The sequence below is a fragment of the Thermococcus nautili genome, from assembly GCF_000585495.1.
Taxonomy (GTDB): Archaea; Methanobacteriota_B; Thermococci; order Thermococcales; family Thermococcaceae; genus Thermococcus; species Thermococcus nautili.
In genome coordinates this window covers 1,574,314-1,593,266 of sequence record NZ_CP007264.1, presented here as the reverse complement: position 1 = coordinate 1,593,266, position 18,953 = coordinate 1,574,314, and the positions used below count along the sequence as shown (strand labels likewise).

At 52.9% G+C, this 18,953-nt stretch carries 12 protein-coding genes; 8 read left to right on the top strand and 4 right to left on the bottom strand.

The genetic code is table 11. From position 1 onward, the window contains the following. Window positions 1-199 precede the first annotated feature (199 nt). The 4 genes from BD01_RS08710 to BD01_RS08695 all read left to right on the top strand — a co-directional run bounded on the left by BD01_RS08710 (window position 200) and on the right by BD01_RS08695 (window position 11,711). On the top strand, window positions 200-8,827 hold the full coding sequence (locus tag BD01_RS08710; protein WP_042692082.1) for a NosD domain-containing protein: 8,628 nt from the start codon (window positions 200-202) through the stop codon (window positions 8,825-8,827). A gap of 101 nt (window positions 8,828-8,928) precedes the next feature. Continuing rightward, window positions 8,929-10,203: an amidohydrolase family protein gene (locus BD01_RS08705; protein WP_042692079.1), complete on the top strand. Its 1,275-nt coding sequence runs from the start codon at window positions 8,929-8,931 to the stop codon at window positions 10,201-10,203. Further along, complete coding sequence (locus BD01_RS11090) at window positions 10,190-11,173, top strand: DUF835 domain-containing protein (RefSeq protein ID WP_051482197.1); 984 nt, start codon at window positions 10,190-10,192, stop codon at window positions 11,171-11,173. Before BD01_RS08705 ends, BD01_RS11090 begins: the two co-directional genes overlap by 14 nt. Further along, window positions 11,166-11,711: a [protein ADP-ribosylglutamate] hydrolase gene (locus BD01_RS08695; RefSeq protein WP_042692077.1), complete on the top strand. Its 546-nt coding sequence runs from the start codon at window positions 11,166-11,168 to the stop codon at window positions 11,709-11,711. Before BD01_RS11090 ends, BD01_RS08695 begins: the two co-directional genes overlap by 8 nt. A 68-nt stretch (window positions 11,712-11,779) precedes the next feature. Here the strand turns inward: BD01_RS08695 and BD01_RS11085 are convergent, their stop codons facing one another. Then, window positions 11,780-13,624 (bottom strand): S-layer protein, encoded by a 1,845-nt coding sequence (locus BD01_RS11085; protein ID WP_051482196.1) that lies wholly within the window; start codon window positions 13,622-13,624, stop codon window positions 11,780-11,782. An 87-nt stretch (window positions 13,625-13,711) separates the two neighbouring features. On the opposite strand from BD01_RS11085, the gene BD01_RS08685 reads away from it, so the two are divergent. From BD01_RS08685 to BD01_RS08675, 3 genes are read left to right on the top strand one after another with little or no spacing between them, the layout of a single operon-like run. After that, window positions 13,712-14,071 carry a hypothetical protein gene (locus BD01_RS08685; RefSeq protein ID WP_042692074.1) on the top strand — a complete coding sequence of 120 codons (360 nt, stop codon included), beginning with the start codon at window positions 13,712-13,714 and terminating at the stop codon, window positions 14,069-14,071. A 42-nt stretch (window positions 14,072-14,113) separates the two neighbouring features. Continuing rightward, the gene (locus BD01_RS08680; protein ID WP_042692071.1) at window positions 14,114-15,556 is read left to right on the top strand and encodes a bifunctional ADP-dependent NAD(P)H-hydrate dehydratase/NAD(P)H-hydrate epimerase; all 1,443 of its coding nucleotides are present in this window, start codon (window positions 14,114-14,116) and stop codon (window positions 15,554-15,556) included. Window positions 15,557-15,570: 14 nt separating this feature from the next. Further along, window positions 15,571-15,903, top strand: coding sequence for a hypothetical protein (locus tag BD01_RS08675; protein WP_042692068.1), 333 nt, complete (start codon window positions 15,571-15,573; stop codon window positions 15,901-15,903). A 21-nt stretch (window positions 15,904-15,924) separates the two neighbouring features. Here BD01_RS08675 and BD01_RS08670 read toward each other — a convergent pair whose 3' ends face one another. Genes BD01_RS08670 through BD01_RS08660 form a run of 3 tightly spaced genes read right to left on the bottom strand, consistent with a single transcriptional unit; the run spans window position 15,925 to window position 17,369 of the window. Continuing rightward, window positions 15,925-16,482: an ArsR/SmtB family transcription factor gene (locus tag BD01_RS08670; RefSeq protein ID WP_042692066.1), complete on the bottom strand. Its 558-nt coding sequence runs from the start codon at window positions 16,480-16,482 to the stop codon at window positions 15,925-15,927. Continuing rightward, on the bottom strand, window positions 16,483-16,788 hold the full coding sequence (locus tag BD01_RS08665) for a DUF211 domain-containing protein (protein WP_042692064.1): 306 nt from the start codon (window positions 16,786-16,788) through the stop codon (window positions 16,483-16,485). Window positions 16,789-16,793: 5 nt separating this feature from the next. Beyond that, a complete protein-coding gene (locus BD01_RS08660) occupies window positions 16,794-17,369 on the bottom strand; it encodes a winged helix-turn-helix domain-containing protein (protein WP_042692062.1) in 576 nt (191 codons plus the stop codon). Window positions 17,370-17,548: 179 nt separating this feature from the next. Between BD01_RS08660 and BD01_RS08655 the strand changes: the two genes are divergently transcribed. After that, entirely contained in the window at window positions 17,549-18,952 is a 1,404-nt protein-coding gene (locus BD01_RS08655) for an acetate--CoA ligase family protein (protein ID WP_042692060.1), read from the top strand. Window position 18,953: the final 1 nt, after the last annotated feature.

The window sequence follows — 18,953 nt, the reverse complement described above, 5'->3', positions numbered from 1 at the left end:
TGTTCTTACCTTCCCTCTGGTCTTTTTGGGATTTCAAAATTAATAACTTGATACGTTCCAGCGCTCCCTTTGGGCTATTCAACTTTTGCATGGACATAAGTCTTATATAATTTCTTGGAAATACTACAAAATTAATGCTGTAATCATGTAAACTAAAATCCGGCATGGGGTTGATAAGGCGTCAAGCGGGGGGAACGGGATGAAAAAATTAGTTTCCCTGTTGCTGGTGGCAATTGCCCTCTTTGCAATTTTCCCACCAATGGCGTTCGTGTCCGCGAATTCCCCGAGTTGGAACCACTCCCCCGTTGTTATAAACGGGGACTCCGAGCTCGCATCGTCCGACGTTGTTCTTGGGGGCAATGGAACCGAGGAAAATCCATACATAATCGCGAACTGGGTTATAAACGCCTCTGGAAGTCAGGCAGGGATTGAAATACGAAATGTAAGGGCCCACTTTGTCATAAGGAACGTTACCGTGTTCGGTTCCTACTACGGCATCTACCTCGAAAACGTTAGCAACTTCGTCATCGAGTTCTCTGACCTCGGCAACGTCACCAACGATGGCGTTCGCGTTGAGAACTCTTCGCGCGGGCTTATAGTCAACAACTACTTTCACGATTCCGGGGCTGGCGTTGTGCTAACGAACTTTACAGGCCTTGGAGCCAGCAGCAATATAGTTGTTTCCAACAACACCTTCGAGAACATAGTCTGGTACGGTGTTCTCCTGGAGAAGGGCCTCCACGCCAACAACACGGTGTCGGGGAACGTTATGAGAAACATGGCCTATGGAGTTTACCTCCGGTACGGCCCGGAGGGTAACAGGATTCTCAACAACATCATATACAACGTTAACTACAGTGGAATAGCCCTGACGGCCTCTCACATGAACGTGGTTTCTGAAAACGAGGTTTTCTCTGGGCGTTATGGCATACAGCTGAACGAAAACGCTTCCAACAACGTTCTCGTCGGGAACTATCTCCACGATACTTCCAGCTTTGGTGTTTATATGTGGTCTGCGGGAAGTGGGAACCGGATACTGAATAACACAATATTCAACGTAACCAGCGGGGGCGTGTACCTGGGGTATACTCCCGAGACGGAGATTGCCTACAACAGGATATCCCTTGTTAATAACAGGGGCTATGGCATCGGAGTCGGTTGGGGCAATTACACGGTGATTCACGACAACAGCATAGCCAACGCTACCTCACAGGGTGTGTACGTCCACGATACCTTTGGAGGGGCTATCTACGGCAACCAAATCACAAACAACGGTGGAGAAGGGATTCTTTTGGTTAGAAATGTCTTCGAAATGGCCGTCGAAAACAATACCCTTATTGGAAACCAGTTCGGTATATATCTACGTGATAACGTCTCCAACGTCACCGTCGCGGGGAACTTTCTGGACGGGAACCTCTACAGCGGGATTTCTCTGAACCGCGCCGACAAAAACAACGTATCCAACAACGAAATTCACAACGTTCTCCGTGGAGACGGTGTCTACGTCTGGAACTCCACACTCAACGTTGTTACTGGTAACAGGATAGTTAATACGGGTGAGGACGGTATTCAACTTCAGTTTTCGCCTGGAAACTTGCTCGCGGGGAACTACGTTGAACATGGCAACATCTTAACATCTCAGGGAATTAGTGTCTATGAATCTCCCGGCACTGTTGCGGTCAACAACACGGTCACAAAAGTGAATAATGGAATCTACCTGTTCTCCAAATCACATAACTCCAGGATTGAGAGAAACGTTGTTTACGGCGTGGGCGCTGGCGTTGTCGCGATTGATTCCGTCAACGTTAGCATCTCAGGAAACGCCATCTCTGACCTTCTCAGGCAGGGGCTCGTCGTTCAAAACTTGACGAACTTTACCGTTCAATCCAACAGGTTCCTCAACGCCACCTACAACGGTGTTGAGGTTTACTCCTCCAGTAACGGACGGCTCCTCTCGAACGTCTTTGCCAACAGTTCTGGAGGTTCCCTTCAGGCCGACAATTCAACGGGACTCGTCATCGCGGGCAACAGGATGGAAAACACCAACGTTGGGGTTGCTCTCAGGTACGGCGTTCACGATTCTATCGTCGAGGACAACGTAATGGTTGGCAACGTGAAGGGTTTCTGGCTTTGGGAGGTTTACAACAATACTTTTGTTAACAACACGGTTGTCAACAGTTCTTGGACTGGCATTTACATGTACAACTCGACCGGCAACGTCTTCTACCTCAACGTCTTTAAAAATGACCAAAACGTAATTGCTGATAACTCCCTGGCCATCTGGCACTCTCCCCAGCAGATTTCCTACGATTACGTTAACGGGACTATCATCGTTCCCGGTTCTCAGTTCACTAACTACCTCGGCAACTACTGGAGCGACTATTACGGTTCTGATGCCAACGGCGATGGGGTGGGCGACGTTCCGTACATAATTGACTCCGAAAACAGGGATGACTATCCACTGGGATTCTTTAGCAACGTTACTGTTCTTCCTCCCATCACGATAGAGGGCAACGAGGGCTTCTCCGCCTACGACTGGCTGATTTCCGGTTCAGGAACTCCAAACGACCCATACGTTCTGGAGAACTTTACGGTGAACGCTGGTGACAGGTGGTGCGGAATCCTCGTCAAAGACGTTTCGGCGAGCTTCGTAATCAGAAACGTCACGGTTCTGGGTGGGGTGCAGGGTATACTCATTCAAAACAGCACCAACTTCGTTATTGAGAACAACACTATCAAGAACAACGTGTACGACGCCATTGCCCTTCAGGATTCTGGTAACGCCGTTATCAGGTGGAACAGCGTTGATGAGCTGTACTCGTTCCCATTCCAGCCCACTCCCAAGACAATTGATGGCTCCCTTGAGGACTGGGGTCAGTCAAGCCCCCTTGCCACCGCTCCGGACAGTGGTCTTCCCGGTGCGAACCTGGAGTCGCTCTACGTTTCGTGGGACTCCGACTATCTCTACATCGCGCTGACAACCCGGAACAACGAGAGCTGGGACGTTTCTTACGGCATTGCGATTGACGTTGACCCATACACTCAGTTTGGGTACATTGGATACCGGGAGCAGAACGATGCGTGGAACCGCTCCATTGGCTTTGACTCGCGTTACGGCATTGACTACGAGCTCTATGGATGGTGGAGCGGAGGCAAGCTCACCTTCGACAACGGCACTCACGAGGGCTTGCAGTTGATTAAGTACGACGTTGCCACTGGCTCATGGATTTACGATTATCAGGACCGGTTTAGTGGATATTCTGCTGCTTACACCGGTGATTCTACGACTGGACTGAAGACCCTGGAGGTTAGGATACCCTGGGAAGCCCTCGGTGGTCGTCAGGGGGACATTGCAATAATCGCGTGGATTGCGGGGGGTTCTGGTAGCTCCGCCGTCAGTTCTGTGCCCTGGACTGGGGCGGTATCGGACAGTTCCGACGAGTGGACCGACTCCGACGTTCTCAGCAATCTTGCCATGCTTTACGTGGGCCCCTCTGCGTCCGGGGTACATCTCTGGAACTCCTACAACGTGACAATCTCGGACAACACGCTTCGGAACGTTGAATACGGCGTTCCGCTAACGAATTCGAGGTCAATTACGGTCGTTTCCAACTCGATAGAGGGGGCCTTTAGGAGGGGTGTTGCCCTCTGGGGCACGGTTGACAGCAAGGTTCTGAAAAACACCATCTCGGGTATTGGACTTGGAATTGAGGGGCAGGGAGCTTTGAACTCCGTTATTGAGAACAACACGCTGGTTGGAGTCGTTCTTGAGGGGATAGGCCTTTATAACTCCACTGGAAGCGTTGTTCGGTTCAACACGCTGGGCATTGAAAAAGGTTCGGCAATTCACGTATCTTACACCAAGAATGTTTCTGTTGTTGACAACACGATTTCATATTCGGGTCGCGAGGGTATCTTCCTTTGGAACGTTAATTCTTCGCTACTGGCCAACAACACTGTTTTCAACAGCACAGGGTCGGGTGTTTATGTTGGACGCTCTCATGACAACCTCTTCGCCGGCAACTTGATAAACGGTTCAACGAATGGAAACGGATTCTACGTCAGCGATTCTCCGAACAATACATTCATGGGCAACTTCATCTACAATACCTACCGTGACGTTATCTATCTTCAATACTCCCCAAACAACACCGTGGAGAACTGCTACCTGAACCACGGAAACTCCTCGTACTATCAGGTGATAACCGCCTACCTCTCGCCTGGCTTGAGAATACTCAACAGCACGATTACGGGGGCAAACAACGGCATTCTACTTATAAAATCGAACCTCAGCGTAATCTTAGGTAATAAGGTGTTCGGCAACGGCGCGGGGGTAGCAGTTGAGGACAGTTTTGACGTGGTTCTTGGAGGGAACAGCTTTGCCAACAATTCAAGACAGGCCTTGGTTGTCGTTAACTCCGGTAATCTGACCATTCGGGACAGTTTTGCCGTTGGGAGCGGCTACAACGCCTTTGAGCTTTACAACGTCACGGGTGCGAGCGTGTTCCGGAACTACTTCAGGGACAACAACGGTGCGTTCCAGGCGGATGGTTCGAGTGGCCTCCACGTCTTTGACAACGTGATGGATGAAACAGCCGTTGGAGTCGTTTTAAGACACGGCACCAGGAATTCCCTCGTTGAGAACAACGTTATCGCCAACAACGTGAAGGGTTTCTGGCTTTGGGAGGTTTACAACAATACTTTTGTTAACAACACGGTTGTCAACAGTTCCTGGACTGGCGTTTACATGTACAATTCAACCGGCAACGTCTTCTACCTAAATCGCTTCAACAACTCCCAGAACGTCATCATGGAGAACTCCACTGCCAGGTGGTATTCTCCAGAGCAAATCTCCTACGATTACGTTAACGGAACCATCATCGTTCCCGGTTCTCAGTTCACCAACTATCTCGGCAACTACTGGAGCGACTACGCTGGAGCTGATTTGAACGGAGACGGCATAGGGGACGTTCCTTACACTGTGGCCGGCGACAGCACCGATGAATATCCCCTGGTCGCCCCATCAACTCCCGTTGTCTTCACTGGAGTTCCCCTCGTTCTCAACAACGGAACGGTGACACTCCGCGGGTTCCTCGTTGACCTCGGAGGTGCCCTCACGGAGGTGTGGTTTGAGTACGGTCCGGTTGGGGCGAACACCACCCTTCAAACTGAACACAGGTTCGTGAACTCAACGGGCCCCTTCGAGTTCCAGTTGAACGGGCTCTCCATTGGGTCCCGGTACTACGTTAGGGCCGTTGCCAAGAACCCCGTCAACACTTCACTGGGCAACGACGTCATCTTTACCGTGCTTACCCCCAACCCGAGCCTCGGCCCAGTGCCGGAGCGCGTGCTTATCGGCGGTTACGCCAACGCCACCGACCTGCTGTACGCCGTTTCTAAGGGAGACGTTGATTTCGGCTATCAGACCTACTCCGTCTCCCGGATTCCTGAGTACGTTCTCTCCAACGTTTCCCTGGTTCCCAACAGCCTGGAGTACTTTGACATACTCTTTAACCCGGTTCACGACCCTGGAAGCAGGTACATCATAACCGTTAACGGAACGCCCTACTTCAACCCCTTCGCGGTCAGGGAGATAAGGTTCGCTATAAACTGGCTCATCAACAGGGATTACTTTATACGCACCGCCCTCTTGGGGATGGGGGACGAGATGTTCACCCCGTTTGCGGACTGGCTTGACTTCTACTCCAAGGATGTTGCGCCAATTCCAACAATCCTCGGGATGAGTCCCGATGGAAACGAAGCCAAGGCTTTGATAATGATAAACGATGCCATGAACGCCGCGGCCCAGGAGGTGGCGGAGGAGGGCCACACCCTTGAGCTGGTGAACGGAACGTGGTACTTCGACGGCAGGCCCGTTGAAGTCACGGGGCTTATACGCGTTGAAGACGAGCGCAACGTGCTCGGCAACTACCTCGCGGACCTGCTTGAGAAGGCCGGTTTCCGTGTCGTTAGAAAGGAAGTCACGAGAAGCGAGGCCAGCTACCTCGTTTACTCAACGGACCCGCGCTCCTACGGGTGGTCGTACTACACCGAAGGATGGCTTGGTTCTGGGGGCGGTCTTTGGACCGTGTACTTTATGTACTCCAGCCATGGCTACGCACCCGCTCTCGGCGGCTGGAAATGGTCGCCAGAGAACACGGAGAGGAGCACCGTCGGGGACGTTCTCTCTGCAATCGGCGATGGAAACGTCACCGCTGGGGCGACTTCCCTGAACCTTCAGTACTACACGGGAACCAGGCTTGAGGGCATACTCAACTGGACGACCGACGAAATCGGGGCCCTTTTAAACAACGGTTACGTCGACCTCGACGGCGATGGAACTGCGGACGTTTTCCTTAGCGATGAGTCCCAGAAGGATGACCTTATAAAGCTCGGAACCGCCCTCGGTGTCTACGAGTCCTTCAGGGTCTACGTTTCCCGTGTTACCAACGTCTTCCCCGTGAACCCCTCCCGCCTCTACGATTACGCCACGAGCCCGCGCAGTGGCCTCAACGGCCTGTCAATCATAACCGCCAACACGACCGACGGCACGGTGAGCGTAGGCCTGTACACGGGTAGCTACTACCCAGGCAGTAACCCCCTCCTCGGGGCGCCGGCCAACCCCAACATTTACGACTCCTACGCCACCTACGGCGGTGGGCTCCTCAGGTCCCTCGTCTTTAGCAACTACTGTTCGCCGGTTTCGGCGGAGTACAACGTCAGCGTTCCCGCAAATGCTCTCGTATGGGACGACTTGACCAACACCTGGAAACCCGTTGGAAACACCTCGACGGTGCCGGTGAAGTTAACCCTCTCGTGCACGCTGGGGACGTGGCACGACGGAGAGCGCATGACCCTTGCAGATTACATAGCCAGCATGTCCTTCGCGTGGGAGATTACGTACTCCCAGGACGGCTTTTCACTGTACCCTGCGAACAAATACTACGTGGGCGTTCTTGATAAGATTAAAGCCGTTGAGTTTAAGCAGGTAAACGATACCACCGTTCAGATTGTCATGTACCAGAACAACGTGCCAATTCCAGGTCAGGAACTTGATAGCCTGGCACTGCTTGTCCCGTATCCCCTCGCTCCCTGGCAGATTTACTACGCCGTTGAAGAGCTCATTCGCAAACCCCCGTACAACGAGCACAAGCTGGATTTGGAGGACTTTGACCAGCTCAATCCGCAGCATTCTCAGGACCTTCTGAGGGAGCTGGAATCCCTGGCCCGTACTGCCCCGATTCCGGAATACCTGGAGCCCTACGTCTCCAAGGAGGAGGCAGAGGAGAGGTATGCCTCGACCTCCGCCTTTATACTGGAGCACGGACACTCCCTCGTTGGTAACGGGCCCTTCGTCGTTGAGGGCTACGACCCCGACGCCTCACAACTTAGATTGATTGCCTTCAGGAACCCAGGATACCCGTACACGAAGGAGTACTTCCTCGACCAGTACAGCGGGGACGAGGTGAACCCGATAATCCTGAAGGCGAACCTCAGCAGTTCCGTCGTTGACGTTGGCAACTCGACTACAATCTCCTTCTACTGCACGGACGACCATACGCTCAGGGCCGTTAACTTGACGATAGTGCTCCCCAACGGCACCAGCTTTACCACGAACCTCGGGGATTCGCCTGGATTCTACAGCTACGATTACACGGTTCCGTACGTTGGAAAATACACCGCAGTGATAACGGTTGTGGATTCCTCCGGAAACGTGGGGGAGACGTCCTTGGTCTTCTACGGGCAGAGAACCATCGTTGAAAACGTTGTGGTGACCAACGAGACCTCCAATGTGACCGTTGGGGGTGGAGACCTTGAGCTGACGATGGACGTCAACGAGTCTGCCACAACCGGGGCCCTTCTGACGGTCAACGCCACCGTAACGGCAGATGAAAGCGTTCTCAACGAGGAAAACGCCACTTCCTTGGTCGTTGCATCGCCTTCCAACGACACCAACGAGACCGCGCTTGCTCCCGTTAAGTACATCAAGGTCTCCGTGGAATCAAACAACACCACCCAAAACGTCGTTGAGAAGTACACCCTCAAGGTGCGCTACAACGAGAGCGAACTAGGAACGATAGATGAATCCACGCTGAGCCTTTACTACTGGAACGGAAGCACCTGGGTTCGCGTGGCCGACTACGTGAATTCAACCATTCCAAACGGTCCCTTCGTTTACGACGCAGGCGTTAACACCGAGGAGAACTACGTCTGGGCCGTTGTTAATCACTTCAGCCTCTACGCCATTGGCGGCCTCAGCGTACCGAGGATAACCATAACTTCACCCGAGAACGGCACGGTGATTCCCGCCAACGATACCGTTAACGTTACCGTTACGTGGGTCGGGGCGGATAAACTTGGAATAGACCACTATGAGGTCAGGGTAAACAACGGTACGTGGGTCAACGTTGGTCTGTTAACGTCCTACACCCTTGAGAACCTGAGCTTTGGAACGTACGTAATTGAAGTTAAGGCCGTTAACGTAGGCGGAATATCCAACACCACCGGTATCGTAGTGAACGTCGTCAAATACAGCAGGGAGAACATGAGACGGGCTAGGATTATCAACAGGTTCAGGAACAAGTACAACCACCAGCGCGAGCTCTTTGAGAAACTGTACGGCGAGGCGAAGGAGCTGCGAGTCCCGGACATCCTGCTTGAGGGCCCATTAAGCTTGGCTCGTCTTGCCGAGCACGACTACGAAAGGGCCATACGGCTTGGCTACAGTGTTGATGCCTTGAGCCATATGATACAGGCGTACATCGAGATTAAAATTGCCACCACCCAGCTCAGAACCCTGGTGGCTCTCTACAAACACTGGGGTTAGCCTCGATTCCCGTCTCCCTTTTATTTATGGCGCCTCGGGTGTTCTTCGACATCTTTTTAACCTCGGCAGAAAACACACCCCTTTAAAAGGGGGTGGTCGGAGTGAGCATTCTCATCAGGAACGGTTACGTTCTCTACGGCGAGAACCTTGAGGTCGTTAAAGCGGACGTTCTAATCGAAGGGAACAGAATCGTCGAGGTTAAGAAGGGAATCAACGAGGGCGCCGATACCGTTATAGACGCGACTGGAAGGGTCGTTTCCCCCGGCTTCGTCAACCTGCACACCCACTCGCCGATGGGTCTTCTTCGCGGTCTCGCCGACGATTTACCGCTGATGGAGTGGCTGGAAAAGCACATCTGGCCGAGGGAAGCGAAGCTGACGCGCGAGCACATCAAGGTCGGCGCCTACTTGGGAGCACTCGAGATGATTAAGACCGGCACGACAACTTTCCTCGACATGTACTTCCAGATGGACGCGGTTGCCGAGGCAACCCTTGAGGCGGGCCTTCGCGGGTATCTCTCCTATGGCATGATAGACCTCGGCGACCCCGAGCGGACGGAGAAGGAGATTAAAGAGGCCCTGCGCGAGATGAAGGCCATCGAGGGCCTCAACTCGGAGAGGGTCCACTTCGTCTTCGGGCCCCACGCGCCCTACACCTGTTCCCTTGCCCTCCTGAAGGAGGTCAGGAAGCTCGCGGACGAGCACGGGAAGCTGATAACGATTCACGTGGCAGAGACAATGGCCGAGCTCGGAAAGATTCAGGAGCGCTACGGGAAGAGCCCCGTCGTGCTCCTCGACGAAATCGGCTTCTTCGGGAGCGACGTGATAATAGCTCACGGCGTCTGGCTCGACAGCAGGGACGTTTCAATCCTCGCGAGGAACGGCGTCACCGTTGCCCACAATCCCGCCAGCAATATGAAGCTCGCCAGCGGTGTGATGCCCCTCCAGAGGCTCCTCAATGCGGGCGTCAACGTCGGCCTCGGAACCGATGGAAGCGCGAGCAACAACAACCTCGATATGGTCGAGGAGATGAAGCTTGCCGCTTTACTCCACAAGGTCCACAACCTCGACCCGACGGTTGCAGATGCAAGGACAGTTTTCAAGATGGCGACAGTCAACGGTGCAAAGGCGCTCCGTCTCAACGCCGGCGTCATAAAGCCCGGCTACCTGGCCGATTTGGTCATCTTCGACTTCAACAGGCCCCACCTGAGGCCGATTCACGACATAGTGAGCCACATAGTTTACTCCGCTAACGGCAACGACGTTGAGACGACGATAGTTGACGGAAAGGTTTTAATGCTCGACCGCGAAGTTCTTACGCTGGATGAGGAGAAAATACTGAACCGGGCGGAGGAGGTGGCGCGTGAACTATCTTGACCTTTTCCTGGGCGTTGCACTGCTCGTTTCCTACGTCCTCCTCTTCTACAACCATCACCTTACTGGCCGAAAGGCGCTCCTCTACTACTCATTAGCCTGGCTGAGCCTCGCCGTTCCGGTCTTCTCCTCGGATAGGGGAGTCTACATCGTTGGCCTAGCCTTTTTCTCGGCCTTTCTGTGGGCAGGCAACGTCGAGGCGATAGACGAATTGACCCTAAACAATGAAACAGCGAGGAGTCTGCTCTACCTCTCGATTCTCCCGGTGCTCATCGTTTTCCTGTTCTATCCTGAACACGAAACGTCAGCCTACGCCCTTCTCGGCCTGTGGATTGTTCTCTCGGCCCTTCTCCTCGGATTCTATGGGGGGAGAACGCTCCTGCCGATGTCGGCCCTTCAGGCTTTCCTCGGCGTCGTCGTGGCCCTCTCAGGATTGATTCCCTTCTTCCGGCTCCGCATCGTTCCCGCTTTCCTCGGCGTTGTCCTCGCCTTTGAGTCGGTTAGAACCTTCTTGAGGACGTCTTTCGTCGGGGACTTCTCCATCGGTTCAATCAAGGACGTTGGCCTCGATGAAAAGCCCGGCCTTGTTCTAGTTCCTTCTGCCCCGGAGGACGTTCTCTCCTCCGCCCTCGTGTTCTCCCGGAGTCCGCGGAACGCTCCCAACTGGTTCTGGATAACGACGGTTCACGACGAGCGGGCAATTTCTCCTACGAACCTCCCCAAAATTCTCGACATGGCGGTCAAGTTCATGAGGGAAGCTGGGGAAGCCGGTAAAAAGCCCATCATCGTCATTGACGGCCTCGACTACCTCGTCCTCGAAAACGGCTTCCCCAGCGTCCTCAAGTTCCTGTCGGCGCTCAGGGACTACGCCCTCGTCCACGGCGCCACGGTGTTTATAGTCGGAAGTGACGATTTCCTCTCCGAGAGGGAGAGAAAGCTTTTGAGGAGCATCGTGGGTGAGGGCAATGCTTGAGGTTGTTAAAGGCGACATCACCCGCTTTCCTGCCGAGGCGATTGTAAACGCCGCGAACCGCTACCTCGAGCACAGCGGTGGCGTCGCCTACGCCATAGCCAGGGCCGCCGCTGGAGACGCCCGCGAGTACATCAGGATAAGCAAGGAAGCCTTGAGGGAACAGCTTGGAAAGGACTCAATAGAGCACGGCGAGGTCGTTGTAACGCCGGCGATGAGACTTGAACAGTACAGAATCAGGTACGTCATTCACACGGTCGGCCCCTACTGCGGGGGAGTGTGGGACGGGAATAAGAAGGAGAAGCTCAGGAAGGCTATACTGGGGGCGCTCAGGAAGGCAGACGAGCTGGGCGTCAAAAGCATAGCATTCCCAGCGATAAGCGCCGGAATCTACGGCTGTCCGCTTGAGGAAGTCGTTAGAACTTTTAAAGAAACCGTTGAGGAGTTCTTAAGGGAAGCGAGAAGCGTGGAGAAGGTCTACCTGGTGCTTTACTCGGAGGATGCCTACAGGCGAGCCATCTCAACATATAATGGTCAATGAAAAAACAAAAAGACCTCCAGCTCCGGCTATATTTTTTGATTCTCTTGGAGAGTCGTCTTTGAGTTAAATCAATTGTTCCAGGGAATTTCTTTGATGATATTTGGCTCTCCGTTGTTCCAGTCCACTATGACGATGTTTTCTGGATACTTCTCCATTTTTCCAAAGACCTCTACAGCGGCCTTGGTTCCCCAGCGGTCTGAGCCGGCCAGTATTACCACATTTCTCCCATTTATGTTTTTGACTGCTATTATGCCTTTTCCGCGTCCGGGATAGTCGTTTGTGATGTTGAGGTTAAAGTAGTTCTCAAGATAGAACTTTGTGAGGTTGTTTGCCAACGGGCCGCCTACGAGAATCAGCGGAAAGAGATTGTCCGGGATTTCATCTTTATCCGTAAGCAAATTGTTGTCTACGCTTTGGCGTTTTAGTGCTTCCGCGTATTCGGAATCAACTCTTCCGTCGCCGTAGACTATCGTGGCCCTCCATGAGTTCTCATCTATGTTTATTATGCCGTCGCTGTCGTAGTCCTCGAAGTATTTGTCAACTGGAAGCTTTGCGGTGCCCCACACGTATTTTTCAAAGAACCATGAGAAATCCTGGCCTGTCACGTTGTTTACAATCCTGAGGAGGTCTTTGTTTGTGTAGAGTTTTTTTCGATACCCAAATTCTTGGAATTTTATTCTTTCTACATCATCGAGGGACTTCCTTCCTCCAGTGGCTTTCTGGATTTCGAGGTCGAGGAGCATGGCAACGAGGGCTCCTTTTTTGTATATTGCTAGGATTCCAATTGGCCAGAGATTCCAGTCTATATGAGTGTTGAAGTATTCAGGAGCTTTTGATAATGCGATATCGTCACCGTTTTTTACCATCATTTTGTAGACTCCATAGAATTCTCTAAATGTGCTAGACTCCTTATAGCTTTTTATAATTCCCATTGTAAGAGAAGATTTCGTTACATAATACTCATTTATCCCTTCCCACTGCCAGTTTGCCTCGCCTATCCCTGCCATTCCTCCGGGTCCCCATCCTTCCCATACGTGAAACATTGCATGGTTTATTCTGGTTATAAAATTCAGCGAGGGATCAATACTTATACCTTGTCCATACTGTCCTTCTCCAACCCATATCGGCATATCTGGAGGCTCAGGTAGAAATACAACCGTGTAAACCCCATATGGAGAGGGCGTTCCGAAGAGGTTTTCGTAGTATTCAAAGAGCTTAACGGTTTGCTTTTCAATCTTGTACGCGTTTTTGATTGATTTATGAATGTAAATCCCTATCTGTGTTCCCTTTTCAGTTTGTTTGGTATATTCAAAAAATGTCCCTGTTTTTGCAACAATTATGAAGTGATGGCTGCCAAATATAATCTCGCTAATGGCATCGTAAAATTTTTTGCCTCCGGGGGTTATCACGTCCCATTCTTGGGGATGTATAACCTGAGTTTTCACGGATGTGACATCATATGGGAGGTTTTTTGGAAGAAAGATGTCGGGCCGTATTAAAATGAAGTCCTCTCCCTTGTATTGCACGTAATCAATTGACCCTCTTGTTACTGTTGTTGGGACGTTGTATTCAACCACTATCTTGTTATATTTTGATGTTGGAAGGAGATAACTGATACATCCATCATCTGAAACCTGGGGAGCTATGGTTAATTTCTCCCCATCTCCATATATCGTCACGTTAGTGACTTTCCACTGGCATCTAAATCCTAGGCCTTCTTGTTGCAGAGTAATATCCCACTGGGGCCAGCTAATTTCCATCTTTACGTGTATCGTGTCCTTGCTTGGGTCTACATAGTATGTATAAATCACAGTTGGAGAATCAGCCGCTGAAACAAGACGGATATTCCCTGGGACTATTATGCTAACAATCAGTATTAATATCAGGGCCAAAATGCGCTTTGTACTCTGCATTTGGTGCACCTCAAAATAGTTACACGTAAGTATTATATAACCCTTAACTCATGCTTCTTGGGTTTTATACTGCAGGGGTGAATAATTATGCAGGGACGTCTTCGTCTTCTCCTCTTTTTGAGGCTTTTTATGAGGTCCTTTGCCTTCGCTTATTCCCTCTCTCTAACGGTCATGTACAACTTCTGGATTTTTGGAAAATTGCCTGGCTTTGCTTGGGTGAGCTACGTAGTTGTTATGGCCGCTTGGGAGCTTCTGATGGGTGTAGCCGGCGACCGTCTACCCTTGGGACCTCTTCTAACGGCCTACCTTGCTCTGGCCATTCCCCTTGAATTCCCAAGCGTTTTCCTAGGCGGAATTTATCTTCAAACGGCTCTCCTTTTTCTGCCCTGGGCACTCCTATGGTACGGCTCTCTGCTTCTCCTCGCGGTGATTCGGGAGAACGACTGAAAACGATTTAATACGTTGGGCCCAATAATCAACGGTGATACCATGAGAATTGAGGACGTTTACGTCTGGGACATCAACGCTAAGTGGCTCGGGATAACCCCTTACCAGCTCATGGAGAACGCCGGCGCCGGCGTCGCGAGAACGATAGAGGAGCGCTTTGGAAAGGGCCTCAGGATTGCGGTATTCTCGGGAACCGGGAACAACGGCGGCGACGGCTTCGTCGCCGCGAGGCATCTTAGCTTCGAGAACGACGTCACGGTTTTTCTGGTGGGCGACGAGGCCAAGATAAGGAGCGAGGAAGCCAAACACAACTGGGAAATCCTGAAGGGCCTTGAATTCGTGAAAATCCGCGTCCTCAAGGATTCCGCGTACATAAAAGGGCTTGACCTAAGTGGTTACGACGTCATCGTGGATGCCCTCCTCGGGGCCGGCACGAGGGGCGAGCCGAGGGAACCCATACGCTCGGCCATTGAGAAAATCAACGAGTACGCTGGAAAGGCGAAGATAGTCAGCGTCGACCTGCCGAGCGGTTACCCGAGCGACGTCCGCGTTAAAGCAGATTTTGCTGTTACCTTCCAGTGGGATAAGGAGGAGTACGAAGGATTTGAGAGGGTTATAGTGAAGATAGGCTACCCGAGGGAGCTCTACCATCTCGTCGGGCCAGGTGATGCAAAGTTCGCGCTCAGGAAGAGGGGCCAGCACAAGGGGCAGAACGGCAGGCTTTTAGTCATCGGTGGCAGCTCAAGCTATTACGGTGCCCCGTACCTCGCCTCCAAGGGGGCGAGCTACATCGTTGACCTCGTTTACCTCGCGATGCCTGCTGAACCTGCGAAGAGGATAAGCGACCCGGACCTGATTCTAAGGCCCCTCCCGGGCGAGAACTTCTCGACCGAGCACCTTGATGACCTTCTTGAGCTAGCCGAGAAAGTAGATGCGGTCGTCATCGGGCCCGGAATAGGTCTCGCTGAGGAAACTAAGGAGTTCGTTAGAGAGTTCGTGAGGCTCTGTGAAAAGCCGATGGTCATCGATGCTGACGGGTTGAAGGCGATAGCCGAGGATTTGGGCGTTCTCAAAGGTAAAGCCTTTGTTCTAACGCCCCACGCAGGTGAATTCAGCGTTCTCTTCGGCGTCAAGTCCCCCGAGGGGTTGATTGAGCGGGCTGGGCTGGTGAGGGAAAAGGCCCGCGAAATTGGCGGCGTAATCCTGCTGAAGGGCCCCTACGACGTCATCAGCGACGGAGAAACCTGGAAGTACAACAGGACAGGCAACAGGGGAATGACGACCGGTGGAACGGGCGACGTTTTGGCCGGTCTCGTCGGGGCCCTGCTCGCGCTCGGAAACTCTCCGCTGAGGTCGGCCTCGGTCGGTGCCTTTCTCAACGGTCTCGCCGGCGACATTGTGAAAGAAGAGCTCGGAGAGAACTTCACGGCCCTTGAGCTCGCGAAGCGGATTCCAAAGGCAGTAAAATGGGTGGAGGAGTTCTGAGCCGGGGTGCTGGCATGGCAGGGTCGGGGCTTAACTGGCGTTCTCTCTTCTACTTTCTCTTCGGTTTTCTCCTTGCGTTCAGCCTGCCGACCGGGGCTTTGGCCATCTTAATTGGCCTCCTCTTCGTGAGAATTGAAACGCGTTATGAGTTATTCTTCTCCCTTGGAGGTTTTGTGATTGGAACCCTCGCGGGAACATTCGCCTGGGGAAAGTCGTGGATTTTTGAGGCCCTAAAACAGGGTTATCAAGAGCAGGGCGTTTGGGGCTTTGTTGGAGGGCTTGTGGTTATCCTCGGACTGTCTCTCATCCTGGCACTGCTCCTCTCGCTCCTTAAAGGAAAAAGGTGACGGTGAGCCGTCTTAAGTTTCTTAAACCTCTATCAGCTTCTTAACCTTCTCGGCCATCTCACAGAGCTCACAGCTCTGGAGAAAAACGAGCATGTTGAGGAAGTGGAATAGCTCTATTTCGCTGAGCTCCACGTTGGCCTCGGAGATTCTCCTAATGAACGGCTGGGAGTTAATCTCGATTTCGTTGAGGATGTCCTTCACGAGTTCCTTCAGTTTTTCCCGGTCCTTAATTCCTATTCCCGCTTTTTCAAGGATTCTTACGAGTCTTTCTGCCTCCACTTGGAGGTACGCCTGTCGGAAGTTCTCCACGCTCTCGTGGGGCTCGGCCTTTATGAGAAAGAGCCTCGCGGTCCTGCCGTAGAGCTTCTCGTTGCCCTCACTGCCCAGCTCTTCCACAAAACCCGCCTTCTCAAGGGCTTTGACGTGCCTGTAAATCGTTGTCCTGTCCTTGCCTATCGCCATGCTGAGCTCCCATATCGTCATTGGCCTCTGCCTGAGGAGCTGGAGTATCTTGAACCTGGTCTCGTCCGATAGAACCTTGACCTTTTCGGGCTGGGTGATTATTATGACTTCCCTCACTCAGTACTCCTCCAGCTTGTCCTGAGGAGTTTCCTCTTCCTCGACTATTCTCCTACCTGCTGCGACCATATCAATGCTGTGCACCACACCGCCGAACTCCTCTATCGTCCTGACTATCTCGTCGTAGTCGAGGTCGTCGCCCATTATCGTTATCTTGACGTTCTCGGTTTCCTTGTCAATCTCGACGAGCGTGATGTTGACTCCCTCGACGCCCTCGAGCTCGCTCAGTCCGAGGGCCAGCTCCGTGACTATCGGCTGGTGGGGCTTGAGCACGTCAAGCACGAGAAGCCTGATTCCCCTTGCCATAGCAATCACTTCTTGAGCAGTTCACCGAGCTTCTTGAGGAGCTCGAGGCTCTCCTCATCGCGTCCCATCCTGGCCATTGCGAGCCAGTCTATGGCGTGGATTATGTCCTCGTTGGAGAATTCCTTGAGCCTCTCCTCGTTGGCCTCAATCTCCTCGGAAATCTCGGTCTTGAACTCGTGCTCCTTCTTGAGGAGCTCGTCCATAACGTTGAGGAGCTCGCCTTCGTCAAACTCGTATCCGAGGGCCTTGAAGATGTCGAGCTTCGTCTTGAGCTTCGAGCGGGCGAAATACCTTAACTCCTCGTCGCCGAGGTAGAGGTTGATGTAGAACGCGTCGGCGGTTCTTCCGTAGTACTTCTCGACGAGGTTGCCCTTCATTTCGGTTCTCTTGACCTCGACGAGGCCCGCTTCCTTGAGCTTCTCGATGTGGTGGTAGACCGTCTGTGGAGTTTTTCCGAGAATTTCGCTGAGCTGTGAAATAGTCATCTCCCTGTTTCGCAGTAGGGCTAATATTTTTCTCCTCGTATCTTCGAGCATCAGCTTTATGACTTCTGGGTCGGTTATAACCTTCACCTTAGACATTATGACCACCCAATCTTAACGCTCCAATGTTTCTTTAAACGCTCAGGCGTTTTAACCTTTTCCGTTCCGGTAGCTTTATATATGTAAAGGGGAACCGCCTTTAAAAAGTCTCCTGGATAAAACGTCCACCCTCGGAAGCCTTAAATAACATCGGCCGAAAAAACTTCGGAGGTGATTGTATGGGGAGCCTCGACTTCCTGTTTTACCCCAAGAGCGTCGCTGTCATAGGCGCCTCCCACGTGCCCGGGAAGGTTGGAAACGCCATAATGCGCTCAGTGACGCTCCGCTTCAACGGCAAGGTCTACGCGGTCAACGTCAAGGGCGGTGAAATCGAGGTCAACGGGAAGAAGTTCAAGGTCTACCGGAGCATCAAGGAGATTCCCGACGAGATTGATGTGGCGGTCATCGCGGTTCCGGCCAAGTTCGTGCCGGACGTCATAGACGAGTGCGGTGAGAAGGGCGTCAAGGGCGCGATAGTCATTTCCGCCGGCTTCAAAGAGGCCGGAAGGGCCGACCTCGAGGAGGAACTCGTTAAGCGCGCCAGGAAGTGGGGCATTCGCGTCGTCGGTCCGAACTGTCTCGGCGTCACGAACCTTGAAAACGGCTTCGACTGTAACTTCAACCCGCCCGAGAGGCAGGCCAGACCGCCCTTCGGAAAGGTCGCCTTCATGAGCCAGAGCGGGGCCTTCGGTGCCGCAATCCTTGACTGGGCCGCGAGGGAGAAAATCGGAATGAGCAAGTTCATCAGCCTCGGCAACATGGCCGACCTCGACGAGAGCGACTTCATGGACTACCTCGGCGACGACGAGAAGACCGGAGTTATAACCGGCTACCTGGAGGGCGTCAAGGACGGAAGGAAGTTCCTCGAGACGGCAAAGCGCGTTACCCTCAAGAAGCCCGTCGTGATTCTAAAGAGCGGAAGGACCGAGGCAGGAGCCAAGGCCGCCGCAAGCCACACAGGCTCACTCGCGGGTTCCTACGCGATTTACAGGGCGGCCTTTGAGCAGAGCGGTGTTCTGGAAGCGACCACGATGAGACAGCTCTTTAACTACGCGAAGGTCCTGGCAATGCAGAAGCCGGCCAAGGGCGACCGCGTCGCGATAGTCACCAACGGCGGTGGAGCAGGAGTCATGATGAGCGACGGCCTGCTCGAGCGCGGTTTGAAGATGGCGGAGCTTAGCGAGGAGACGCTTAAGAAGTTCGAGGAGGACGTTAAGGCCGGAAAGCTTCCGGCTCACATGTCCTACAAGAACCCGATTGACGTCATAGGCGACGCCCCGTCGAGCAGGTACGAGATAGCCATGCGCTACGCCCTTGAGGACCCGAACGTCGACGTTCTCGTCGTCATAGCTCTCTTCCAGAGCCCTGCCCTCGACGAGGGAATCATTGACGCGGTCGAGAGAATGAAGGCCTACGGCAAGCCGATTGTCTTCGTGGCTCCCGGTGGAGACTTCCCGCACAAGATGGCGAGGAACATCGAGCAGAAGGGTATTCCGGTCTACGAGACCACCGAGGACGCGGTTGACGCCGTCTACGCCCTCGTCAAGTACGGCGAGTGGCTCAGGGAGAACGGAAAGCTCTGAG